Annotated in this window: 20 protein-coding genes and 1 pseudogene; 8 read left to right on the forward strand and 13 right to left on the reverse strand. The window is 72.9% G+C overall.

Annotation, left to right across the window (positions count from 1 at the left end; all coding sequences use genetic code 11):
* Positions 1 to 30: 30 nt before the first annotated feature.
* On the reverse strand, positions 31 to 1248 hold the full coding sequence (locus tag ACFY9S_RS35805) for a saccharopine dehydrogenase C-terminal domain-containing protein (RefSeq protein ID WP_391137231.1): 1218 nt from the start codon (positions 1246 to 1248) through the stop codon (positions 31 to 33).
* A 124-nt stretch (positions 1249 to 1372) separates the two neighbouring features.
* Between ACFY9S_RS35805 and ACFY9S_RS35810 the strand changes: the two genes are divergently transcribed.
* The gene (locus ACFY9S_RS35810; protein WP_391137234.1) at positions 1373 to 2080 is read left to right on the forward strand and encodes a TetR/AcrR family transcriptional regulator C-terminal domain-containing protein; all 708 of its coding nucleotides are present in this window, start codon (positions 1373 to 1375) and stop codon (positions 2078 to 2080) included.
* Between the two features lie 4 nt (positions 2081 to 2084).
* Here ACFY9S_RS35810 and ACFY9S_RS35815 read toward each other — a convergent pair whose 3' ends face one another.
* Positions 2085 to 2984: an ArgP/LysG family DNA-binding transcriptional regulator gene (locus ACFY9S_RS35815; RefSeq protein WP_391137237.1), complete on the reverse strand. Its 900-nt coding sequence runs from the start codon at positions 2982 to 2984 to the stop codon at positions 2085 to 2087.
* A 69-nt stretch (positions 2985 to 3053) separates the two neighbouring features.
* Here ACFY9S_RS35815 and ACFY9S_RS35820 point away from each other — a divergent pair, with 69 nt between their 5' ends.
* Together ACFY9S_RS35820 and ACFY9S_RS35825 are read left to right on the forward strand one after the other, a co-directional pair.
* The gene (locus ACFY9S_RS35820; protein ID WP_391137240.1) at positions 3054 to 3671 is read left to right on the forward strand and encodes a LysE family transporter; all 618 of its coding nucleotides are present in this window, start codon (positions 3054 to 3056) and stop codon (positions 3669 to 3671) included.
* An 81-nt stretch (positions 3672 to 3752) separates the two neighbouring features.
* A complete protein-coding gene (locus ACFY9S_RS35825; protein WP_391137243.1) occupies positions 3753 to 5045 on the forward strand; it encodes an MFS transporter in 1293 nt (430 codons plus the stop codon).
* A 4-nt stretch (positions 5046 to 5049) separates the two neighbouring features.
* Here ACFY9S_RS35825 and ACFY9S_RS35830 read toward each other — a convergent pair whose 3' ends face one another.
* The 3 genes from ACFY9S_RS35830 to ACFY9S_RS35840 form a co-directional block, all read right to left on the reverse strand.
* Positions 5050 to 5505, reverse strand: coding sequence for a cyclic nucleotide-binding domain-containing protein (locus ACFY9S_RS35830; RefSeq protein ID WP_391137246.1), 456 nt, complete (start codon positions 5503 to 5505; stop codon positions 5050 to 5052).
* 297 nt (positions 5506 to 5802) lie between these two features.
* Positions 5803 to 7272, reverse strand: a complete 1470-nt coding sequence (locus ACFY9S_RS35835; RefSeq protein WP_391137250.1) for an aminotransferase class I/II-fold pyridoxal phosphate-dependent enzyme — start codon at positions 7270 to 7272, stop codon at positions 5803 to 5805.
* Positions 7273 to 7341: 69 nt separating this feature from the next.
* A complete protein-coding gene (locus ACFY9S_RS35840) occupies positions 7342 to 7563 on the reverse strand; it encodes a hypothetical protein (protein WP_391137253.1) in 222 nt (73 codons plus the stop codon).
* A 270-nt stretch (positions 7564 to 7833) separates the two neighbouring features.
* Here ACFY9S_RS35840 and ACFY9S_RS35845 point away from each other — a divergent pair, with 270 nt between their 5' ends.
* From ACFY9S_RS35845 to ACFY9S_RS35865, 5 genes are all read left to right on the forward strand, one after another.
* Complete coding sequence (locus tag ACFY9S_RS35845) at positions 7834 to 8268, forward strand: ATP-binding protein (protein WP_391137256.1); 435 nt, start codon at positions 7834 to 7836, stop codon at positions 8266 to 8268.
* A gap of 199 nt (positions 8269 to 8467) precedes the next feature.
* Entirely contained in the window at positions 8468 to 9331 is an 864-nt protein-coding gene (locus ACFY9S_RS35850; RefSeq protein ID WP_391137259.1) for a SigB/SigF/SigG family RNA polymerase sigma factor, read from the forward strand.
* Between the two features lie 29 nt (positions 9332 to 9360).
* The gene (locus ACFY9S_RS35855; protein ID WP_391137262.1) at positions 9361 to 9624 is read left to right on the forward strand and encodes a DUF5133 domain-containing protein; all 264 of its coding nucleotides are present in this window, start codon (positions 9361 to 9363) and stop codon (positions 9622 to 9624) included.
* A 341-nt stretch (positions 9625 to 9965) separates the two neighbouring features.
* Positions 9966 to 10802 carry a DUF1206 domain-containing protein gene (locus ACFY9S_RS35860; RefSeq protein ID WP_391137265.1) on the forward strand — a complete coding sequence of 279 codons (837 nt, stop codon included), beginning with the start codon at positions 9966 to 9968 and terminating at the stop codon, positions 10800 to 10802.
* 28 nt (positions 10803 to 10830) lie between these two features.
* On the forward strand, positions 10831 to 11265 hold the full coding sequence (locus ACFY9S_RS35865; RefSeq protein ID WP_102912886.1) for a hypothetical protein: 435 nt from the start codon (positions 10831 to 10833) through the stop codon (positions 11263 to 11265).
* Positions 11266 to 11289: 24 nt separating this feature from the next.
* Here the strand turns inward: ACFY9S_RS35865 and ACFY9S_RS35870 are convergent, their stop codons facing one another.
* The 8 genes and pseudogenes from ACFY9S_RS35870 to ACFY9S_RS35905 all read right to left on the reverse strand — a co-directional run bounded on the left by ACFY9S_RS35870 (position 11290) and on the right by ACFY9S_RS35905 (position 20417).
* Positions 11290 to 13533 carry an FUSC family protein gene (locus ACFY9S_RS35870; protein WP_391137268.1) on the reverse strand — a complete coding sequence of 748 codons (2244 nt, stop codon included), beginning with the start codon at positions 13531 to 13533 and terminating at the stop codon, positions 11290 to 11292.
* 84 nt (positions 13534 to 13617) lie between these two features.
* A complete protein-coding gene (locus tag ACFY9S_RS35875) occupies positions 13618 to 14988 on the reverse strand; it encodes an FAD-dependent oxidoreductase (RefSeq protein ID WP_391137305.1) in 1371 nt (456 codons plus the stop codon).
* Between the two features lie 216 nt (positions 14989 to 15204).
* Positions 15205 to 16932 carry a SpoIIE family protein phosphatase gene (locus ACFY9S_RS35880; RefSeq protein ID WP_391137271.1) on the reverse strand — a complete coding sequence of 576 codons (1728 nt, stop codon included), beginning with the start codon at positions 16930 to 16932 and terminating at the stop codon, positions 15205 to 15207.
* Positions 16929 to 18275, reverse strand: a complete 1347-nt coding sequence (locus ACFY9S_RS35885) for a SpoIIE family protein phosphatase (protein WP_391137307.1) — start codon at positions 18273 to 18275, stop codon at positions 16929 to 16931. The genes ACFY9S_RS35880 and ACFY9S_RS35885 overlap by 4 nt, the downstream gene beginning before the upstream one ends.
* A pseudogene (locus tag ACFY9S_RS35890) lies at positions 18260 to 18674 on the reverse strand (anti-sigma regulatory factor); the annotation flags it as partial. The gene ACFY9S_RS35885 and the pseudogene ACFY9S_RS35890, both read right to left, overlap by 16 nt.
* A complete protein-coding gene (locus ACFY9S_RS35895) occupies positions 18674 to 19114 on the reverse strand; it encodes an ATP-binding protein (RefSeq protein ID WP_391137274.1) in 441 nt (146 codons plus the stop codon). The pseudogene ACFY9S_RS35890 and the gene ACFY9S_RS35895, both read right to left, overlap by 1 nt.
* Entirely contained in the window at positions 19114 to 19533 is a 420-nt protein-coding gene (locus ACFY9S_RS35900; protein WP_102911336.1) for an STAS domain-containing protein, read from the reverse strand. The genes ACFY9S_RS35895 and ACFY9S_RS35900 overlap by 1 nt, the downstream gene beginning before the upstream one ends.
* Positions 19530 to 20417 (reverse strand): STAS domain-containing protein, encoded by an 888-nt coding sequence (locus ACFY9S_RS35905; RefSeq protein ID WP_102911337.1) that lies wholly within the window; start codon positions 20415 to 20417, stop codon positions 19530 to 19532. Before ACFY9S_RS35905 ends, ACFY9S_RS35900 begins: the two co-directional genes overlap by 4 nt.
* Positions 20418 to 20471 lie beyond the last annotated feature (54 nt).

Consider the following 20471-nt stretch of genomic DNA (forward strand, 5'->3'; position numbering starts at 1 on the left):
TCGTGAAACAGGGCGTTCCCGGCCAGTCCTTCACTGCTCCCGCATGCCCCAGGGGGAGCCGTAGTCCGTCAGCAGGTCCAGGAAGGGCCGCGCCGAGAAGGCCTCCGGGCCGAGCACGCCCGCACCGGACCAGGCGCCCGTCGCGAGGAGTTCGAGCGCGACCACGGGGTTGATCGCCGTCTGCCACACCACGGCCTGGGAGCCGTACTCCGTCATGGACCACTGGTTGTCGACCACGTGGTAGAGGTACACCTCGCGGGGCTCGCCGTCCTTCACGCCCCGCACCCAGGTGCCCGCACAGGTCTTGCCGTGCATGCGCTCGCCCAGCGTCGCCGGGTCGGGCAGACACGCGGCGACCACGTCCCGGGGGGAGACCGCCACCGGTCCGTCCGGCCCGGGCACGGTCACCGGGTCGGTGCGGTCCAGGCCCAGCAGGTGGAGCGTCCTGAGCGTCTCGACGAACTCCCGCCCCAGGCCGTACTTGAAGGTCACCCGGCGGACGTCGACCCAGCGCGGGACGAGCAGCACCTCCTCGTGCTCCACGTTCACGCACTCGACCGGGCCGATGCCCTCGGGGAAGTCGAAGACCTCGGGCTCGCTGAAGGGCTCGGTGGTGAACCAGCCCTTGCCCCTCTCGTAGACGACCGGCGGGTTGAGGCACTCCTCGATGGTGGTCCAGATGCTGAACGAGGGCGCGAAGTCGTAGCCGTCGACGGTCAGGTTCGCGCCGTCGCGGATGCCGATCTCCTCGATCGCGTCGAAGAGTTCATCGGCGGCGTACCGCGCGAAGACGTCCGACAGGCCCGGCTCCACGCCCATGCCGACGAGGGCCAGCAGCCCCTCCTTCTCCCAGTCGGCGGCCTGCGCGAACTGCTCGTCGCCGAGCTTGACCCCGCACTCCTCGTACGGCCGCTCGGCATGCGGGCGGGACAGCGACATCGCCATGTCGACATAGGCGGCGCCCGCGGTGCGGGCCGCGCGGAACAGCGGCATCACGAAGCGGGGGTCGGTGGCGTTGAGGAGGACGTCGCAGCGGTGCCAGGCGAGCAGGCGGGTCACCGCGGCCTCGTCGCCCGCGTCCACCTGCTCGGCGGTGAACCGTGCGTCACCTCCGAGCGCCGCGACCGCCGCCTCGGCCCGTGCCGGGTCGTAGTCGGCCACCACCATGGCCTCGAAGAACGGTCTCCGGGTCGCGATGCGAGTGATCGCCCCGCCCACACCACCGGCACCCACGAGCAGTACACGCATGACAGAAACTCCCTATTTGCGCAGAACGTGACGCGTCCTTGAGGAGATACAACGTCGCCTCCTGTCATAAGGTCAATGGCGTTGGCATAAGGACCGGGGCCGGTCCCCGGGGAGGGAGCCCGCCGTGCCGAAGCCCGTGGTGCCCGAGGAGAAACGCCGCCGACGCAGGCCCACCAAGAGCGGCACCGTGCTGTCCGAGGAGCTGATCGTCGAGACCGCGCTGCGCATGCTGCGCGAACACGGCAGCGCCGGACTGACCGCCCGCCGGCTGGGGCTCGCCCTGGACGCCGACCCGAGCACGCTCTACCGCTACTTCCGGGGCATGGACGATCTGACCCTCGCCATCGGCGACGCCCTCATCGGCCAGGCCCTGGAGGGCTGGCGGCCCACGGGGGAGTGGCGGGCGGACCTGCGGTCCTTCGGGTCGCGCATCCACGGCGCGTATCTCGCCCATCCGCAGGCGGCCCTGCTGACCACGAACCGGGTCACGGGCCGGGCCCATGAGCTGGCCGCCGACGAGGCTGTCCTGGACGTCCTGCGCACGGCCGGCTTCCCGCTGTCCGACACCGTGCGCATCTACCACGCCTTCATCGACCAGACCCTGGCCTTCGCCGCGCTGGACGCCGCCTCCCTGGCCCTTCCCAGCGACTCGCTGCACGCCGACGAGGACATGTGGCGCTCGACGTACGCCCGCCTGCCCGCCACGACCCACCCACGCATCGCCGAGGCGGCGCCCCTGCTCGCCACCCGCATGCTCACCAGCGCCTATCCGGCGGCCCTGGAGATGCTGCTCGACAGCGCGGCGGCCCGGCTGGAAGCCGTCCGGGACTGAGGGATCAGGGCCGCAGCGCCTCCGCCGCGGTCGCCGTCACCGTCTCCGCGACCTGCACCAGCGCCGGCGAGTCGAGCTTCCACTGCTGCCAGTACAGCGGCACGTCGACCGTGCGGCCCGGAGCGATGCCGACGAGCCGGCCGTCGCCCAGCAGCGGATCCGCCTGGGGCTCCGGCACCAGACCCCAGCCCAGCCCGGCGGCCACGGCCTCGACGAAGCCCTCCGAGGTCGGCACGTAGTGCCGCAGCGCGCTCGCGCCGCTCCGCCCCCGGGTGAGCTCCCGGACGAAGCCGTCCTGGAAGTCGTCGCGCCGGTCGAAGACCACCACGGGCACCTCCGTGAGGGTCCGCGCCACAGGCCCGCCGAGGTGGCGGGCGGCGAACTTCGGCGCGGCCACGGCGAGGTAGCGCATCCGCCCGAGCGACCGCACGGAACAGCCCGGCACGGGATCCGGGGACGACGTCACCGCCGCCATCACCGTGCCCTCCCGCAGCAGGGCCGCCGTGTGGTCCTCGTCCTCGCGGCGCAGCTCGAAGCAGAGCCGGAACTCCGCCGGAACACGCGTGAGGACGGGCAGGAACCAGGTTGCGAGGGAGTCCGCGTTCACCGCCACGGACACCCGCGTCGGCTCCCCCTCGCCGCTCAGTCCGAGCTCCGCCTGCGCCTCGTGCTCCAGCCGCGCCACCTGGCGGGCCAGCCGCACCAGCACCTCGCCCGAATCGGTCGGTCGCACCGGCTTGGTCCGCAGCAGCAGGACGCGTCCCGTGCGCTGCTCCAGTGCCTTCACACGCTGGCTGATCGCCGACGGCGTCACATGCAGCGCGGCCGCCGCCGCGTCGAACGTGCCCTCGTCCACGACGGCGAGCAGGGTCCGCACCTGGTCCAGCGGAAGATCCGTCATCATCACATCTACTTATGATACGTAAGAATCATTAGCTGGACCGTGCCCGGGTGTGTCCGTAGCGTCGACGCCATGACCAGCACCTTCACCGCCGGCGCCGCCGGATTCGGCACCGGCCTTTCCCTCATCGTCGCCATCGGAGCGCAGAACGCCTTCGTCCTGCGCCAGGGCATCCGCCGTCAGGCCGTCCTCGCCGTGGTGGCCATCTGCGCCTTGTCGGACGCGGCGCTCATCGCGCTCGGGGTCGGCGGGGTCGGCGCGGTGGTGGCCCGGTGGCCGGGCGCGCTCACGGCGGTCGGCTGGATCGGCGGCGCGTTCCTGCTGGTCTACGGGGCACTGGCCGCCCGCCGGGTGTTCCGGTCCGGCGGTGACGCGCTGCGGGCGGAGGGGGAGGCGGCCGGATCGGTGCGCCGCGCCGTGCTCACCTGCCTGGCGATGACCTGGCTCAATCCCCACGTCTACCTCGACACCGTGTTCCTGCTGGGCTCCGTCGCCGCCGACCACGGTTCCCTGCGCTGGACGTTCGGCCTCGGCGCGGTGCTGGCCAGCCTGTGCTGGTTCGCCGCCCTCGGGTTCGGCGCCCGGATGCTCGGCCGGTTCCTCGCCAGGCCCGCGGCCTGGCGGGTCCTGGACGGCCTGGTCGCCGCCACCATGATCGTGCTCGGTGCCGTGCTGATCGCCGGAAGCTGAGACCGGCCGCCGATCCGGCCGGCACGAGTGCGATAGTGATCCCCGCCCGGAAAGATGTAGCAAGCATCGAGGAAGCGGCGCGTGGACGCGAGCGAGAGCACGACCGAAGAGCGGGAGCCCGGACCCCAGGAGCCCCGGCGGCGCGGCCGGCGCCGCTGGGCCATGGACACCCGCCCCCTGCGCCGACCCGCCTACCGGCGTTTGTGGGGCTCGACCCTCGTCACGGCCGTCGGCAGCCAGCTCACCGCCGTCGCCGTCCCCAAGCAGATCTACGACATCACCGGCTCCTCGGCGTGGGTCGGCGCCGCGAGCCTGGCCGGCCTCGTGCCCCTGATCGTGTTCGCGCTCTGGGGCGGGGCGATCGCCGACACCATGGACCGGCGCAAGCTGCTGCTGATCACCAACAGCGGCATCGCCGTCACCTCGCTGCTGTTCTGGCTCCAGGCCTTCGCCGGCCTGGATTCGGTCGCCGCGCTGATGCTGCTGCTCGCCGTGCAGCAGGCCTTCTGGGGCCTGAACGCCCCGGCCCGCAACGCCTCCATCGCCCGTCTCGTCCCCGAGGACGAACTGCCCGCCGCGGGCGCCCTCGGCTCGACCGTGATGCAGACCGGGCAGGTGGCGGGCCCGCTGCTCGCCGGCGCCCTCATCCCCGTCATCGGGCTTCCCGTGCTGTACCTCATCGACGCGGTGGCCCTGTGCGTGACGGTGTGGGCGGTGTACCGACTGCCCCCCTTGCCGCCCCAGGCCGGTACGGCCGTGCGCCGCGCGGGCGTGAAGGAGATAGCCGCCGGCTTCCGCTACATCTCCGGGCACACCGTGCTGCTGCTGTCGTTCCTCGCCGACATCGTCGCCATGGTCCTCGGCATGCCCCGCGCCCTGTTCCCGCAGCTCGCCTCCCAGACCTACGCCCCGTACGGCGAAGGCCTCGCGCTGGGCCTGCTGTTCGCGGCGATCCCCGTCGGCGCCGTCCTGGGCGGGCTGTTCTCCGGAACCTTCTCCCGGGCCCGGCGGCAGGGCTGGATGGTCATCGGCGCGGTCGTCGCCTGGGGTGTGGCCATCACCGGCTTCGGACTGAGCCGCAACCTGTGGATCGCGGTGGCGTTCCTCGCCCTCGCCGGGGTGGCCGACATGGTCTCCATGGTCTTCCGCGGGGTGATCCTGCTTTCCGCCGCCACCGACGAGATGCGCGGGCGCATGCAGGGCGTCTTCACCGTCGTCGTGGCGGGCGGCCCGCGTCTGGCCGACGTGCTGCACGGCACCGCGGGATCCGCCTTCGGCCCCCGCGCCGCCGTCGCGGGCGGCGGACTGCTGGTCGTCGCCGTGATGCTGGTGCTCGCCGCCGCGGTACCGGCGCTGCGGCGCTTCCGGGTCTGACGCCTCACAGGACTCCGCGCCGGTGCAGCGTGTACTGCTCCATCAGCTTGCCCCGGGTCATCTCCAGCCGGTGCGCGAGCACCTCGGCGACGTTGCGCACCAGCGTCATCCCCAGCTCCGGATCCTCCTTGCACAGCCCCAGCACGGCCTGAGCGTCGAACTCGTAGGCCCGCACCGGGCTGAAGGCCACCGCGCCGAAGTCCCAGGTGTACGGCGGGAACAGCCAGGACCAGCCGAGCAGGTCGCCCGCGCCGAGGCTGGCCACGGTCACCCGCTGCAGGGAGTTCACCTGCTGGTCCAGGGAGACGGCGCCGGAGCGGATGACCCAGAAGCGGTCGGCCGGGCCGCCCGCCTCGAAGATCCGGGTGTCCTCGGGGAAGGACACCTCCTGGGCGAGCGTCATGAGGCGCTGCCGCTGGGGCGGAGGCAGGGCGGTCAGGAGTTTGATCGCTTTGGTCATGCGGAGCTCCTCGCCGGGTGGTCGACTGCGGTGCTGTCCCTGAGGGGTGCAAGGACCCCTAAGCCCATTTCAGCCGCTGGCGGGGCCCTGGGCACCTCGGCGTACGCGACTTCTTCCGGCCCGTGGTCCGGGCATGAAAAAGCCCTGGCTGGACGGGGGAGACCAGCCAGGGCCGTCAGTGGTGGTGCACGGAGGACGAGGGGTCGACTCCGTCACCACGTATGGATTAACCGTAAACCATCTTGGCGCCGTGTGCGCCCCATGGACCGGGTGGCGTGACCTGTTTCACGCCCGGGGTCACTGCGCGAGCACGCGGACCGTCTCCAGTTCCGGGTCCTCGGGGTCGGGCAGATGCATGCCCGCGTCCAGTCCCGTCCGCAGGTAGGCCAGCACCGGCTCGGTCAGGCGCTCGCCCGGGAGGACCGCCGGAATGCCGGGGGGATACGGCGTGATCATCTCGGCCGCCACCCGCCCGGCCGCCTCGGACACGGGCACGGCCTCGGCCGGGCCGAAGAACGCGTCCCGGGGGAGCACCGTCTGCTCCATGCGCAACTCCGGCGGCGACGGCACCTCCACCCTCGGCGCTCCGGGCAGGTCGCCGGCCGCCCGGGCGAGGTCCCGCAGTGCCTCCAGCAACTCCCGGGTGGTCTCCCGGTCGTCGCCGTGGGTGATCTGCGCGCCGATGCGGCGGTGATCCACCAGGTGCGCGTCGATGTGCCGGTGCTCGCGCAGCCAGTCCGCCGCCTGGAAGCCCGTGATCCCGAGGCCGGTGAGGTCGATGACGCCGGGCAGCGGGTCGAGGTCGTCGGACAGGCCCGGGCCGCAGAAGTCGTTCCGGTCGTTGACGTGCAGTCCGTCGATCTCCTCGATGGCGGCCCGTACCTCGGCCGCGAGATCCAGCGCACCGCCCATCAGCTCCTCGCCGTGCAGCGCCATCTGCCGCCGCCAGCCGTCCAGGCCCGCGAAGATCAGCACCGAGGGGCTGGTGGTGCCCAGCAGGTCCGCACGCATCCCCAGCAGCTCCGGCGGCACCAGGTCGCCCTGGAGGTGGAAGACCGAGCCCTGCTCCAGGCCGCTGCCCATCTTGTGGATGCTCGTCACGCAGATGTCCGCTCCCGCATCCATCGCCCAGGACGGCAGGCCGGGATGGAACGGCAGATGCGCGCCCCACGCCTCGTCGACGATCAGCGGCCGCGAGCGCCGGTGACAGACATCGGCGATCGCCCGCAGATCCGCGCAGCCGCCGTACGGCGTCGGACTCGTGACCAGCGCTCCGCGCGCGTCCGGATGCGCGTCGAAGGCCCGGTCGAACTCCTCGGCGGACGGCGGATGGGCGAGGTTCCGCTCGGAGTCCCACCGGGGCTCGACCCACACGGGCTCGATACCGGAGATGATCAGCCCCGCGACCACCGACTTGTGGGCGTCGCGTCCGACCAGCAGCTTCTCGTGCGGGCCCGCGACCGACAGCATCGCGGCCTTCACCGAAAGGGAACTCCCGCAGGTGCTGAAGAACGTGTGCTCGGCGTGCACGGCGTCGGCCATCAGATCCTGGGCGCGTTGCAGCACCCGGCCCCGGGTGAGCCGGTCGTCCAGACCGCCCGAGGCCAGCACGTCCCCGTGGAACACCGCGTCACCGAGGATCTCCCGGACCGCCGGATCCGCCCCGCGGGCCTGCTTGTGCCCGGGCGGCGTGAACGACAGGTGCCCCTTGCGTCGGTACTCGTCCAGGGCTTCCAGGACCGGTGCTCGCGTGTGGTCGGCTGTCATGCGCACCGGGTTCCCGGCGTGTGCCCTCGCAATCCGGTCACGCCCGCACCGGCACCGGCCCGCGCCCGGTCAGCCCTCCGGGGCGTGTTTGCCCGGGGCCACGATCTCGTCCAGCACCCGCAGCACCGCCTCGTAGGACATCCGCCGCACGGCCGCGTCCCGGGCCCCCTGCGGGTCCGTCGCGTCGAGCTCCTCGCTCCTGGTCCGCCACGTCCGCTCCTCCTGCACCGCGCACTCCCTCGCACGCTGGATACGCCGCAACAGCTCGTCGGAATCCACCACATCGGTCATGCACTCCGCCTACCCGCCCAGAGCACGGGGATGACATCGGGTCACGGCCGTCCGGGGTGTTTTCGGGCCTTCCCGCCGGACCGGAGGTTTGCAGGTGCGGGGAGAGGTGAGCCGAGGAGTAAGACCGCGGCGTTCGCGCGGTGTGCGCCCCGAACGCCGCGGCAGGTCGAGACAGGCAATGGGTCCGCGGGCCCCGGGCAGGCCCGTGCGGGCGGCCGGGGAACGAGGTGCGGACCCGGCATTCCGTCCGTGCTGCCAGGGAGCTGCCCAATGTGCGAGGAGCACATGATCGAACCCGTATTCGAGCCGCCCGGCGCCCACCGGGCCCGGCCGTGCAAACCCGCCGAGGCGCGCCGGGCGGTGGAGCGAGCCGTGGCCGAACGCTGCCGGGCCACCCACACCCCGTGCGACACGGACGGCCTGTCCGACGCGCTGCTCGTCGTCTCGGAACTGACCACCAACGCGATCCTGCACGGCGGCGGCGTCACCGACTTCCAGGTGGACGTCGACGGCCCCGGTGTGCGCCTCTCGGTGAGCGACCGCAGTGACGCGCTGCCCGTGACCCCGCCCCGCGCCGACCCGCAGGGCCGGCTGCGGCACGGTGGCCACGGCTGGCCCATCGTCTGCCGGCTGGCCCGCGACGTCCGGGTGTCGGATCTGCCCGCCGGGGGCAAGTGCATCACCGCTGTCGTCCCCCTGTCCTGAACGCCCGTGAGGCGGTACCCGGCAGATTGCACTGCAAAGCGGAGTTTGTTCCACCGGGGTCAGGGCAGACGCAGTTTCGTGCTTCGGACCGGAGGCGCGCCAGCGGGAGCGGTATGGCTGCCCCGGAGGCCGTCCAGGCGATCCGGGCAGCGTCCTCCCGCGGTCAGTCCCTGAAACCACCGTTCAGGAGCGAATCCGCATGCTCATCGAAACGCCCACCCATCGTCCCGGCACGCCCGAAACGACGACCCCCGCCTCCCGGCGGCGTCACGACGACGCCCCCGACACCGCCGCCCTCTTCGCCAGGATGGCGGAGCTGGAAGAGGGTCCCGAACGGGAGGCCGTCCGCGACGAACTGGTCACCCTGTGGCTGCCCATGGCCCACCGCATCGCCGGCCGCTTCCGCGACCGCGGGGAGTCGATCGAGGATCTCCGGCAGGTCGCCGCACTGGGCCTGGTCAAGGCCATCGACCGGTTCGACGTCAGCCGGGGTGCCTTCGAGAGTTACGCCGTCCCCACCATCACCGGCGAGGTCAAGCGCCACTTCAGGGACCGTATGTGGGCCCTGCGGGTCCCCCGCCGTGTGCAGGAGCTGCGCAACAAGGTGCGGGTGGCACGCCGTGAACTCACCCAGAACCCGGGCAGCCCCGAGCCCTCCGTGGCGGACCTCGCCACCCACACCGGCCTCAGCGAGGAAGAGGTCAACGCCGGGCTCGAGGCACTGGACAGCTTCAGCACCCTGTCGCTGGACGCCGAGCTCTCGGCCGACGACGACGGCTACAGCCTCGCCGACACCCTCGGCGCGGCCGACTCGTCCTACGACGTCGTCGTGGACCGCGAGTCCGCCAAGGAAGGCCTGCGCCGGCTGCCGGAACGCGAACGGGCCATCCTCTACATGCGCTTCTTCGAGGACATGACCCAGAGCCGCATCGCCGACCATCTCGGCATCTCCCAGATGCACGTCTCCCGCCTCATCAGCCGCAGCTGCGCCCGCGTGCGCGACGAGGTCCTGGGGCAGCGGACGGGCAGCCGGGGGAGCGGCGGCACCTCCACGACGGCCTGACCACCCGACCCCACGAGGAGCGAACGACCATGCTGAGGCCCCACCCCGCCGTGCTGCGCAGACTCGTCGACGAATACGAGGCCCAGGCGGCCGCCGAGGCCGCCCGCGGACCGGCGGAGCCGAACCCCAGAGCACGCGACCTGGCGTACACGCTGTGCGTGTCCACCGGCACCCGGGACGTCAAGCGCGCCCTGGAAGCCGCCCACCAATGGCTCGCGGCCGCACCCGCACCGGCACGCGAACCCGCCGCTCCGATGACCGGACAGCGCATGCCGGCCCCGGAGCCCGCCTGACCCCCGCGCGTCCCTGACGCCGGAGGAGACGACGCGACACGAGGCCCGGCCGTCGGCGGAAGCCGCGGCCGGGCCCCCGCGCGTCATGGCACACCTGAGGAGCTTCATGTCCACAGCGGGGCGGGCGGCAGCCGACGACGACGGCGAGCCGGAGCGCCTGCACACCCTCGGCCGCGCCGGGCGTGTTGCACAGTTCCGGCGATCCTGGGTGCGCGACGGGAGTGGCGCCGCCGTACGGCTGCGGAGACAGCGCCCGGCGCAGAACCGGAATCCCCTGGTCCGCGGGTTGCGCGGGGTGTGTGAACGCCGACCCGGGGCATCCGGACTGCCGGGAGGTCGACATGAACACGAGTGCGATGGCACAGACCGGTCGGTTCCGGGCCCGGCGGATGGCGCGGGGTTCGGCGACCGAGGGGGCGGCACGGGCGGGCTTCGCCGCCCGGGGCGTGATCTATCTGCTCGTCGGAGCACTGGCCCTGCAGATCGCCTTCGGCGACACCGGCCGGCAGGCCGACCGCGGGGGAGCGCTGCAGGAACTGGCGCAGAAGCCGTACGGCGCGGTGCTGCTGTGGACACTGGGCATCGGGCTCGTCGGCATGGCCCTGTGGCGGCTGTCCGAGGCGCTCTTCGGCGCGGTCGGCAAGGACGGCCGCAGCGCCCGCAAGCGGCTGATGGCGACGGTCCGCTTCGCCTTCTACGTCTTCGTCGCCTACTCGGTGCTGTCGTTCGCGGCAAGCCGCCACCAGAGCGGTGGATCCAGCGACCAGCAGTCCAGGGACGCCACGGCCAGAGCCCTGGAGATTCCCGCCGGCCAGTGGCTGGTCGGTGCCGCAGGCCTCGCGGTCATAGGCGCCGGTGGCTGGATCGCCGTACGCGCGGTGCTGCGCAAGTACCACGACAAGCTCCGGCTGGGCCAGATGAGTCACCGGACGCGGCGGCTGGTGGACGTCACCGGCGTGGCCGGCGGCGCCGCCCGCGGGCTGGTGTTCGCCGTGGCCGGTGTCTTCGCCGTCCGCGCCGCCATCGACTACGAACCGGACCGGGCCAAGGGTCTGGACGACACCCTGCGCTCGTTCGCCGACACCCCGCTCGGCCCCTGGCTGCTCGTCTGCGTCGCGGCCGGGCTGGTGCTCTTCGGAGTGTTCTCCTTCGCCATGGCACGGTGGCGGCGCGTCTGAGCCGCGTTCTGCGGGGAACACGAAGCCAATGAGCGATTCCGAGATTCCGCATGGCGACGGCCGGCCCGTGGACGTGTACCTGGACCTCCTGCGCATCCGGATGGACACGGAGGACTACCGCCTCCTGATGCGCGCGGTGGAACCGGTCCTCGAGGCGATCGAAGAGGAACGCCTGTCCAGCCTCGACTTCGCGCTCGACTCCGGGAACAACGACGAGCTCCCCCAGGAGGTCCGTGACGAGGTGGCCCTCGTCATCGCCACCGCCGTCACCGGCCGCCTGGACAACGAAGTGGTCGAACTCCACGTCGACGACACCGGCCCGGTCAGGATCGTCACGGACGCCACCACCGCGTCCGACCCGACCCGCCTCGGCGAGATAGCCGACTACATCAGGGACCGGCACAAGCAGACCGAGGAGCTGCGGGGCATCGCCGAGGTGAGCGGGCTGCCCACGGACTTCTGACCGGCAGCGGCCCCCTGGGGGCTCTCACCCCTTGGGTGCCGCCACCGGCACGTCCAGGGGCCGGGCGAGGCCCACCACGGCCTCGTCCAGCCGCTCCAGATGCCGCAGCACGCGATCGGTGATGCGGCCGTAGCGGGGGGTGCCGGCGTCGGATCCCAGCAGGGACGCGATGCTCGGTCCGGTCTCGACCTGCGCGCCCGCGTGTTCGTCGGCGACCCGGGCCGCGATGGTCTCGATGTTGCGCACCGTGCGCCCGGCGGCCCCGCGCAGCCGCGGGTCGGCCGCGATCGAGGGGTGCGTGGGCAGCAGCTCGGCGGTCGCCGCCAGCGTCCGCGCGTGGTACGCGCACGTCTCCAGCAGCGCCACCACGTACCGGGCCGTGTGGCGCCGGGTCCGCAGCGGGGTGACCGGATGGATCAACGGCTGGGTCGCGGCCCGCAGATCGGCCAGCGCCTGGTCGAGGTCGCGCGCCTTGTCCAGCAGTTCGTCCGCCGGCCCGCCGCTGAGCTGGCCGACCGCGGCCTCGGTGACCTCGGCCAGCCGCTCCAGCACGGTGCCGAGCAGTTCGTTCGTACGGCGATCCGTCCGCACCGGCAGGACCAGCGCCGCCGCGACCACCCCGCAGACCGCGCCCAGCGCCGTCTCCTCGATCCGCAGCACGAGCACGTCGAGGCTGTAGGTGTGCAGCAGCGTGTACAGCAGCCCCAGCATCGCGGTGACGAAGAACGACATCAGCGTGTACGACAGCGGCGCCACGTAGAACATCGCGAAGATCAGCACCAGGACCAGGGCGAACGCCGTCCAGGTGTGCCGGCCGACCAGTCCCGCCAGGACGATGCCGGCCACCACGCCGAACACCGTGCCCAGCAGCCGCCGGTACCCCTTGACCAGGATCTCGCCCGTCGACGCGGTGTTGAGGAAAACGATCCAGCACGTCAGCACCGCCCAGTACCAGCGCTGCGTGGACAGCAGCTCACCGCCCACGATCGCCAGTGAGGACCCGACGGCGACCTGCACGGCCGCGCGCGTGGTGGGCCGCCGCAGCCCCGTCTGCTCCTCCTGCGCCGCTTCCTCGCCGCCGCCGTCGATCGCGGCGTCCTCGGCGTCCAGCTCCTCGCGGGAGCGGGCCGTCGCGGGGGAGTCGTCCGACTCGTCCTGCGGGCCGTCCAGGGCGATCCGCAGCCCGAGCACCGCGCGGGCCGACTCGCCGATGCCGCGGAATACGTCCTGGACGGCGGCCGACGCGGGCGGCAGGTTCTCCTCGTCCCGGTAGCCCAGGAGCCGGTTGCGCACATGGGCCAGCCCCGTGCCCGTGTCGCCGCTGCCCGCCCGCAGCACCAGGGCGTGCAGCGCCTGCAGATCACGGCGGAGGACGGCGCTCGCCTCGTCCGGCACGGCCGGCCCGGCCACCGACGGTGCGGGCGCGCCCGGCAGGTGCAGGGTGAGCGTGTCGGCCCGTTCGGCGGTGCGGGCGGTCAGCAGCAACAGGCCGAGCCGCTCGGCGGCGATCTCGGCGTCCGCGATCCTGCGCTGCACCAGCCGCGCCGCCGACTCGTCCGAAGTGCCCTCCTCCAGCCGGTCCTGGATCATCATCGCCGTCTCGTGGAGCCGCGCGGTGCCCTCGCGCACGGCCTTCAGCGCCTTGTCCATCTCGTGCGCGGGGGCGTCGAGGAGTTCGAGCTGCGCGGACACCAGCTGGGCCAGCCGCGCGCGGAAGGCCAGCCGCATCCGCAACAGGACACCCGTGGGCGTCGCGGGCACGACGGCGAAGCGCATCAGGGCACTGGAGCAGAACGCCACGGCCATGGCACCGCACAGCGCGGGCAGCGTGGAGGCAGTGGCGCCGACGAACAGGGACAGGAAGTAGACCTGGAAGCCGATCAGCCCGAGCGCGGTGCCCCGGTCGCCGAACCGGCGGCCGTAGACCGCGCAGAAGATCAGGACGACGAAGAAGACGTCACCGACGAAGAGAAGCGCGTTGAGCACCGCGCCCAGGGACACCGAGGCCAGGGCCACCGGCAGGCCCAACGCCAGCGTCACGGCCTGTGCGGACGGCTGCTTCTCCCGGATGGCGAAGGTGGCGACCATCGCCGCCATGGCCCCCGCCACCAGGAGGTGCACATCGGCACCCAGCAGGGAGTGCACGGCCAGGGTGAGGGTGATCGCGCCGACCGTCCGCAACCCGGCCGTCAGGCGCAGCAGTCCGGGGTCGGACGCGGCGGTCCGGTCCCGCACTCGTGCCCGCACCGCGCGTCCCGCTGCCCTCACGCCGCCGCACTCTCTCCCGACTCACACCAAGATCCGTACCTCAGCATGGCATGCCACGGGCGGACGCTCCCGTCCGGCCCGGTCCTACTCCGGCCGGCCGGCCCCCTCGACCTGCGCCCGCACCTGCTCCGGCGTCAGATAGGCGTCCGTGTACTCGAAGTCCTTCAGCCGTGCGGCCTTGCGGGTCTGGAACCCCGTCCGTACGAAATCGTCACCGGCGACCGCGTTGAGCAGCCAGTTCGTCATCACGCGCGTCTTGGCGACGTTGGTGCGCAGCGCCGACCAGTGGTAGCCGCGGGCCACTGCCTGGGCGGGCAGCCCCCGCAGTTCGATGCCCAGCGGCTTGGAGACCGCGTCGGTGCCCCCCAGGTCGACGACGAGCCCGAGGTCCTTGTGGACGTACGGCTTCATCACCTGGCCCCGCAGTGACGCGATGACGTTGTCGGCGACGTGCTTGCCCTGCCGCAGGGCGTGCTGCGCGGTGGGCGGGCACATGGCCCCCTCTCCCTTGGCCAGGTCGGGCACGGCGGCCGAGTCGCCGAGCGCGAACACCCCGTCGTCGCCCGGCAGGTTCATCTCGGGGGCGACCGCGAGCCGTCCCTTGACCGTCTCCGCGCCGAGCGTGGCGATGAGCGGGCTGGCGACGACCCCGGCGGTCCAGATGAGCGTGCGGGTCGGGATCGCCCGCCCGTCGGTGAAGGTGACCTCCTCGGGGCCGGCCTTGGCGATGGAGGTGCCCAGGGAGATCTCGATGCCCCGCCGGCGCAGGATGTCCCGCGCGCTGCTGCCGAGCTTGTCGCCCAGCTCCGGCATCAGCTTCGGCGCGATGTCGATCAGGTGCCACTTGATCAGGCCCGGGTCCAGGCGCGGGTAGCGCTTGACCGCCGCGTGCGTCAGCCGCTGCAGGCACGCCGCGGTCTCGGTGCCGGCGTAACCGCCGCCGACCACCACGAACTGCAGCCGCGAGGCCCGCTCCACGGGGTCCTGGCTCGCGTCGGCCAGGTCCAGCTGCGAGATGACGTGGTCACGGATGTACGCCGCCTCGGCGAGCGTCTTCATCCCGAACGCGTGATCCGTCAGCCCCGGGATGTCGAAGGTCCGGGTGATGCTGCCGGGCGCCAGCACGATGTAGTCGTACGGCTCGTTGACGATCTCGTCGGTGATGGTGCGGATGACGCAGACCTTGGACTTCAGGTCCACGCCGATGGCGCCGCCCGGAATGATCCTTGTGCGGTACTTCTTGCTGCGGCGCAGCGAGACGGCGATCGACTGCGGCGTCAGCACACCGGAGGCGACCTGGGGGAGCAGCGGCAGGTAGAGCTGGTAGGCGAACGGCGTCACCAGCGTGACGTCGGCCTCGTCCGGGGAGAGTTTCCGTTCCAGACGGCGGACGCACTCCACGCCGGCGAAGCCTGCGCCAACCACCAGGATCCTGGGTCGTGTCACGGTGTTCATCCCTTTCTGCGGCTCCAGGCGGTCTGCCTCGAACGCCTTCCGACTGCCCATGGATCGCTGGTTCGCACCCTTTCGATCCCACCGTGTGTCCCCCGGTTGCGCCAGTCGGACACGGCAGGCAGACGAACGCGTCGATCACCACCATGCCCGCACCGTGGCCGAAAAGCACCAGGCAGGAGTGAAGAACGCGTGCACACCCGGCCGACCGGTCGGCCGTCAGGAGCCGACGCCACCCTGGACGTGACACAGCAGCAGGCACACGTCGTCGTCCCGCTCGGAATCGCTCAGCAGCGGGGGCAGAAGCCGGTCCGCCGAGCCCTCCAGGTCCGTGTCCAGCTCCGCCGAACGGAACCTCCCGAGCGCCGTGGCAAGCCGCTCGATACCCGGGTCTATGCCCTGCGCACGCCGCTCCACCAGACCGTCCGTGTACAGGGCGAGCGTGGAGCCGGGTTCCAGTTGTTCCGTGTGGTCGGCGATCTCCTGGGTGAGCGGGATGCCGAGCATCGCGCCGGGCTTGGCGTCGAGGGTGCGCACGGTGCCGTCGGGCCGGCGCAGCACCGGCGGCGGATGCCCGGCGGCGGCCCAGGTCAGCGTGGGCTCGTCCGGGTGGAACCGGGCGATGACGGCGGTGGCGTACAGGTCCGGCTGGAGATGGTGCAGGAACCGGTGCAGCCGGGTCAGCAGGCGGCCGGGGCTGTCGCCGTCGACGGCGTACGCCCGCAGCGCGGTGCGCAGCTGGCTCATCATGACCGCCGCGTGCAGACCGTGCCCGGTCACGTCGCCGATGACGGTGATGAGCCCGCCGTCCCGCTGGGGGAACGCGTCGTACCAGTCGCCGCCGATGTTCAGCCCGTGCGTGGCCGGAAGGTACCGCGCGGCGAGGCTGAGGCCCGGCGTGGCGGGCAGATCCGTCAGCAGGGCGCGCTGCAGCGTCTCGGCGATGTCTCGGTTGTGCTCGAAGCGCCGGGCGTTGTCGATGGCGATGCTGGCCCGCCGGGTGAGCTCGATCAGCATCACGGCGTCGTCCGGGTCCCAGCGCGCGCCGGGCGGCGACAGGGTCAGGACCCCCAGCGGCGCCCGCCGCGTCGGCAGCGGCACACACAGCAGCGGCCGCCCCGGATCCAGCGCCGACGGCGGCTGGTCCTCGACGCCGGGCAGATTGCCGGGGTGGTCGGCGGCGTACTGCGGCCGCCCGGTGCGGGCCGCGACAACGGCGGCGGCCGGATGCGGCGCCGACCGGTGCTTGTCCTCCTCGTGGTCGAAGAGCCAGACGTCGACGCTGCTCGCGTACTCCGGCACCAGCAGGTCCGGCAGCCGGCGCACGATCTCCTCGTGGTTCAGCGACGCCGTCAGCACGGCGCTCGCGTCCGCGAGGAACGTCAGCCTGCGCCGGGCGCTCTCCGCCTCGTTGCGGGCCCTGCGCTCGGCGGCGAAGGCCTCGCGCTGGGCCCGCCCGGCCGCGTCGAGCTCGGCGTGCAGGGCCAGCACACCCTGGTTGGTCTGGTGCAGCTCATCGCGGTGGAAGGAGACCAGATCCTCCTGCTCGGTGAGCTTGTCCAGCACGACGGCCGTGTCCTCGTCGGCACCGAGCAGCGCCTCCGACAGTGCGGCGGGGTCGTCGGCGACGGTGCCGTCCTCGGCGGCCTCGGCCGTCTCGGGACAGGGGACCGTGACCTCCCAGAGCGGCTCCCCGGCGGCGCAGGCCTCAGGCGACGGGGTCACCACGACGTGCAGCAGCCCCTCCTCGGCGGGGGAGCCCGCAAGGTCCATGGTGAGCCGCCACGTGCCCCCCTTGGTGAGGCACTGCCGCAGGTGGGCGCTGAGGGCGGCGGCCAGCCGCGTCCGTTCGACGGTGGGCATGCCGTACGCGGCGGACAAGCGCGCGAGCGAGATGCGGGCGCGGGCCGCGTCGATGACGGTGGTGATCTGCCAAGTGCGCATCATGGGTGTTCCGGCGGGGTCGAGGTCAGCACGGCCACGGCGGTGTCGTCCCGCACCGGCAGGGCGGGACTGCTGGCGTCACGTATCGTCACGGCGGCCGTCACGGCCGGGTCGGCCGGCGCCGACCCGGGACCGGACGGCGGCGTCCAGCGGCTGGGCAGACCGTCGGTGTGCAGGATCAGCAGGGGATCGCCCGTCCAGTCGGCCTCCTCCTCACGGAGGGTGGCGGGCCGGTGGACCCCGACGATGCCGGGCCGCGACAGCAGGGCGCGCCAGGCGCCGCCGGTGCGCAGCCGCGCACCCACGTTGCCGATGCCGGCGAACCGCAGCCGCCCGGCCGGCAGATCGAGCTGGGCCAGGGCGACGGCCGCGCCCCGGGTGCCCCTCAGCGCCTCGTGCAGCCGCCGCAGCGACTCGGCGGGGGAGAGGTGGGCCCACCGGTGCAGCGCCGTGACCGCGGCGGACGAGGCCCGCGCGGCCTCCGGCCCGTGCCCCAGCCCGTCCGCCAGCAGCAACGTCACCCGGTCCCCGGCCCGGACCCACCCCCAGGCGTCCCCCGAGTACTCGTCCCCGCCGTAGGGGATGTTCACCCCACCTGCCCGCACACCGGCGACCGGCGCGGAATGGATCTCCGAGGCGGCCCCGGGAGCCGGGAGGCCAGGGGCTCGTGCCGCGTGGTCGTCCGGCTCGCCCCTCTGCGTCCTCCTGCCCGTTGACCCGCCGCCCGCCGCGTCGTGGGCCGGCGGAGCCTGGTCACCGGTCTGGTGGCCGGACGTCCCGGCGCCGCCCGTCAGATCGCGCGCCGGTGCTGCGGTGGACGGGCCGGCCTGGTCGCCGGATGGGGTGGCGCCTGTCGTGGCGTGGGCCGCCGGCCCTGGGGGCGGCGTGTCGGTGTCCGGAGCGCCGGTGTCCGCGGGGCCGTGGGCCGGTGCGGTGGACGGGCCGGCCTGTTCGCCGGGTGCGGTGGTGCCTGGCGTGGCTCGGGCGGCTGAGCGTGGGGGCGTGTGGGTGCCCGGAGTGGCGGTGTCCGGAACGCCGGTGTCCGCGGGGCCGTGGGTCGTGGCGGCCACGGGGGCGGGCAGGCCTTCCGGCGTGCCGACGTCCGGGAGGTCGTGGCCCGGTGCAGCACGGAGCCCCGGCTCGGTCCCCCGCGCCCGGCCGGCCGTCACCCGGCCCCCCGGCCCGTCCGGCAAAGCGCCGGGCACCACCGCATGGCCCGTCAGACCACCGCAGGCCACCGCGCCGAACGGCGGCTCGCCACCCGGCCACCGTCCCCCGGCGGACACCCCTCCTGCGGGCCGCACCGACGCCTCACCGGCCCGGGGAGTCGCACTCACGCGGGCCACCGCGACCGTGCCGCGGCCGGGAACGCTGTGCAGGGCGAAGTCGTCGGAGAGACGCAGACACGTACCGAGGCCCGCGCCGAGCGAGCGGGTCGTGGAGAAACCGTCGCGCAGGGCCGCGGGGACGTCGTAGATGCCCGGGCCGTGGTCGATCGCGGCGATCTGGACCACCCTGGACTCCTCCCGGCCCTCCCGCAGCACGGGCGGGGCGACGACGTCGATGAGCACCTGACCGCCCTGGGCGTGCTTCAGCAGATTCGTGGCGAGCTCGGTCGCGACCAGCGCGGCCGCCGCGGTCCGCCGCTCGTCCAGCCCGGCCAGCGCGGCAGCGCCCTCCGCCGCGACCCGGGCGTCGCGCACCCGGGTCGCGTCGCGCACCGGCACGTCCCACAGCCGCGGCATCAGGCCTCCTCGCGCGGACGCGGCGGCCGGCCCACCCAGCAGGTCACCCGCACCGTGGTGCCCGAGCCCGGCGTGGTGTCGATGTCGAAGTCGTGCACCAGGCGCCGCGCGCCGCTCAGCCCCATCCCCAGACCGCCGCCGGAGGTGTAACCGTCGCTCAGTGCCAGGTCCAGGTCGGCGATGCCCGGCCCCTCGTCGGTGAAGGCCAGCCGCAACCCCTGCGCACCCGCACCGCCGACCTGCGTCGCCTCCATCTGTCCGCCCCCGCCGTGCACCAGGGTGTTGCGGGCCAGTTCACTGGCCGCGGTGATCAGCTTGGTCTGGTCCACCAGGCCGAAGCCGAGCCGGGCAGCGGCCTGCCGTACGTGCTGTCGCACCCACACCAGGTCCATGTCCGACCGGATGGGCAAGCAGGCCTCCACGCCCGCGGCGGTGTGCATCACGGACGCTCCTGACGCGGGCCGCCGGGTCGGGTCACCGGGGCCTGCCGCGCGAGGAGCTCCATGCCCGCCTCGGTACTGAGCGCGGTGCTCAGACCCGGCAGCGTCAGCCCGAGCTCGACCAGGGTGATGGCGACGGCCGGGCGCATACCGGCCACCACGGTGCGCGCGGCCAGCAGCTTGGCCTGCGCGGCGATCTCGGCCAGCACCCGGCCGAGGAAGGAGTCGACGATCTCCACACCGGAGATGTCGATGAGGACCCCGCGCACCCCGGTACGGGAAATGGTCTCGGCGAGGTCCTGCTGGAGCTGCTGCGCCGTGCTGTCGTGCAGGTCCCCCTGGAGTGTGACGAGCAGGACGTCGCCGAGCCGGAGGACCGGTACGTGGCCGGTCACGGGACGGGAGGAGGCGTCGTTCACCGCTGACCCGCACCCGGGTTCACGATGTCCGCACCGAGCTGGTGCAGCGCGTACCCCAGCGCGTCGGAGAGGCTCGCACGGGTGATCACGTCCAGGTCCAGCCCCAGATGCACGATCGTCTGCGCGATGGCGGGGCGGATGCCCGAGACGATGCACTCGGCGCCCATGAGCCGCGCCGCGGCGACCGTCTTCATCAGGTGCTGCGCCACCAGCGAGTCGACCGTCGGCACCCCGGTGATGTCGAGGATCGCGAACCGCGCGTGCTGCTCCACGACCGCGTTCAGCAGGGTCTCCATCACGATCTGGCTGCGGGCACTGTCGAGCGTCCCGATGAGCGGCACGGCCACGATGCCGTCCCACAGCCGGATGACGGGCGTGGCGACCTCCATCAGCTGCAGCCGCTGCCGGTCGCTGAGCGCCTGCCACTCGCTCAGCGCCGACTGCATCGCCACCAGCCGCAGGGTGCCCATCAGCACCGTCAGCGCGGTCGAACAGGCCCGCAGGTGCTCGGGTGACGCCTGCTCCAGATCGGCGGCCAGCAGGTTCTCCACAGGCGGGCGCAGGGCGGCCAGCTCGCTGGAGACCTGGGTGTTCGACAGCCCGGCCCGGGACCGGGCCGCGCCCATCCGGGCCAGCTGCTCGCGCACCTCGCTGAAACCTGCGGCGTCCGGGTCCTCCACCTGATCCGAGTCGGCCACCTGGGCCAGCGCGTCCACGATGACCTTGCCCGCTTCCACCGCCTCGTCGCGCGAGACGGTGAACACGGTGCGGAACAGAGGCTCGTCCGCCCACCGCTGGGCGATCTGCTCGCGCCGGCTGTGCAGGAAGTCCCTGACCTCGTGGGTGGGTGTGGCGAGCTGTCCGTCCGCTTCGTGCTCCGGCACCTGGTTCTCTCCTCATCCGCGTTGCGTCGACCGAGCCCGCTTCTGGCAACGAGA

Source organism: Streptomyces sp. NPDC012474 (assembly GCF_042955185.1).
GTDB classification, from domain to species: domain Bacteria; phylum Actinomycetota; class Actinomycetes; order Streptomycetales; family Streptomycetaceae; genus Streptomyces; species Streptomyces cahuitamycinicus.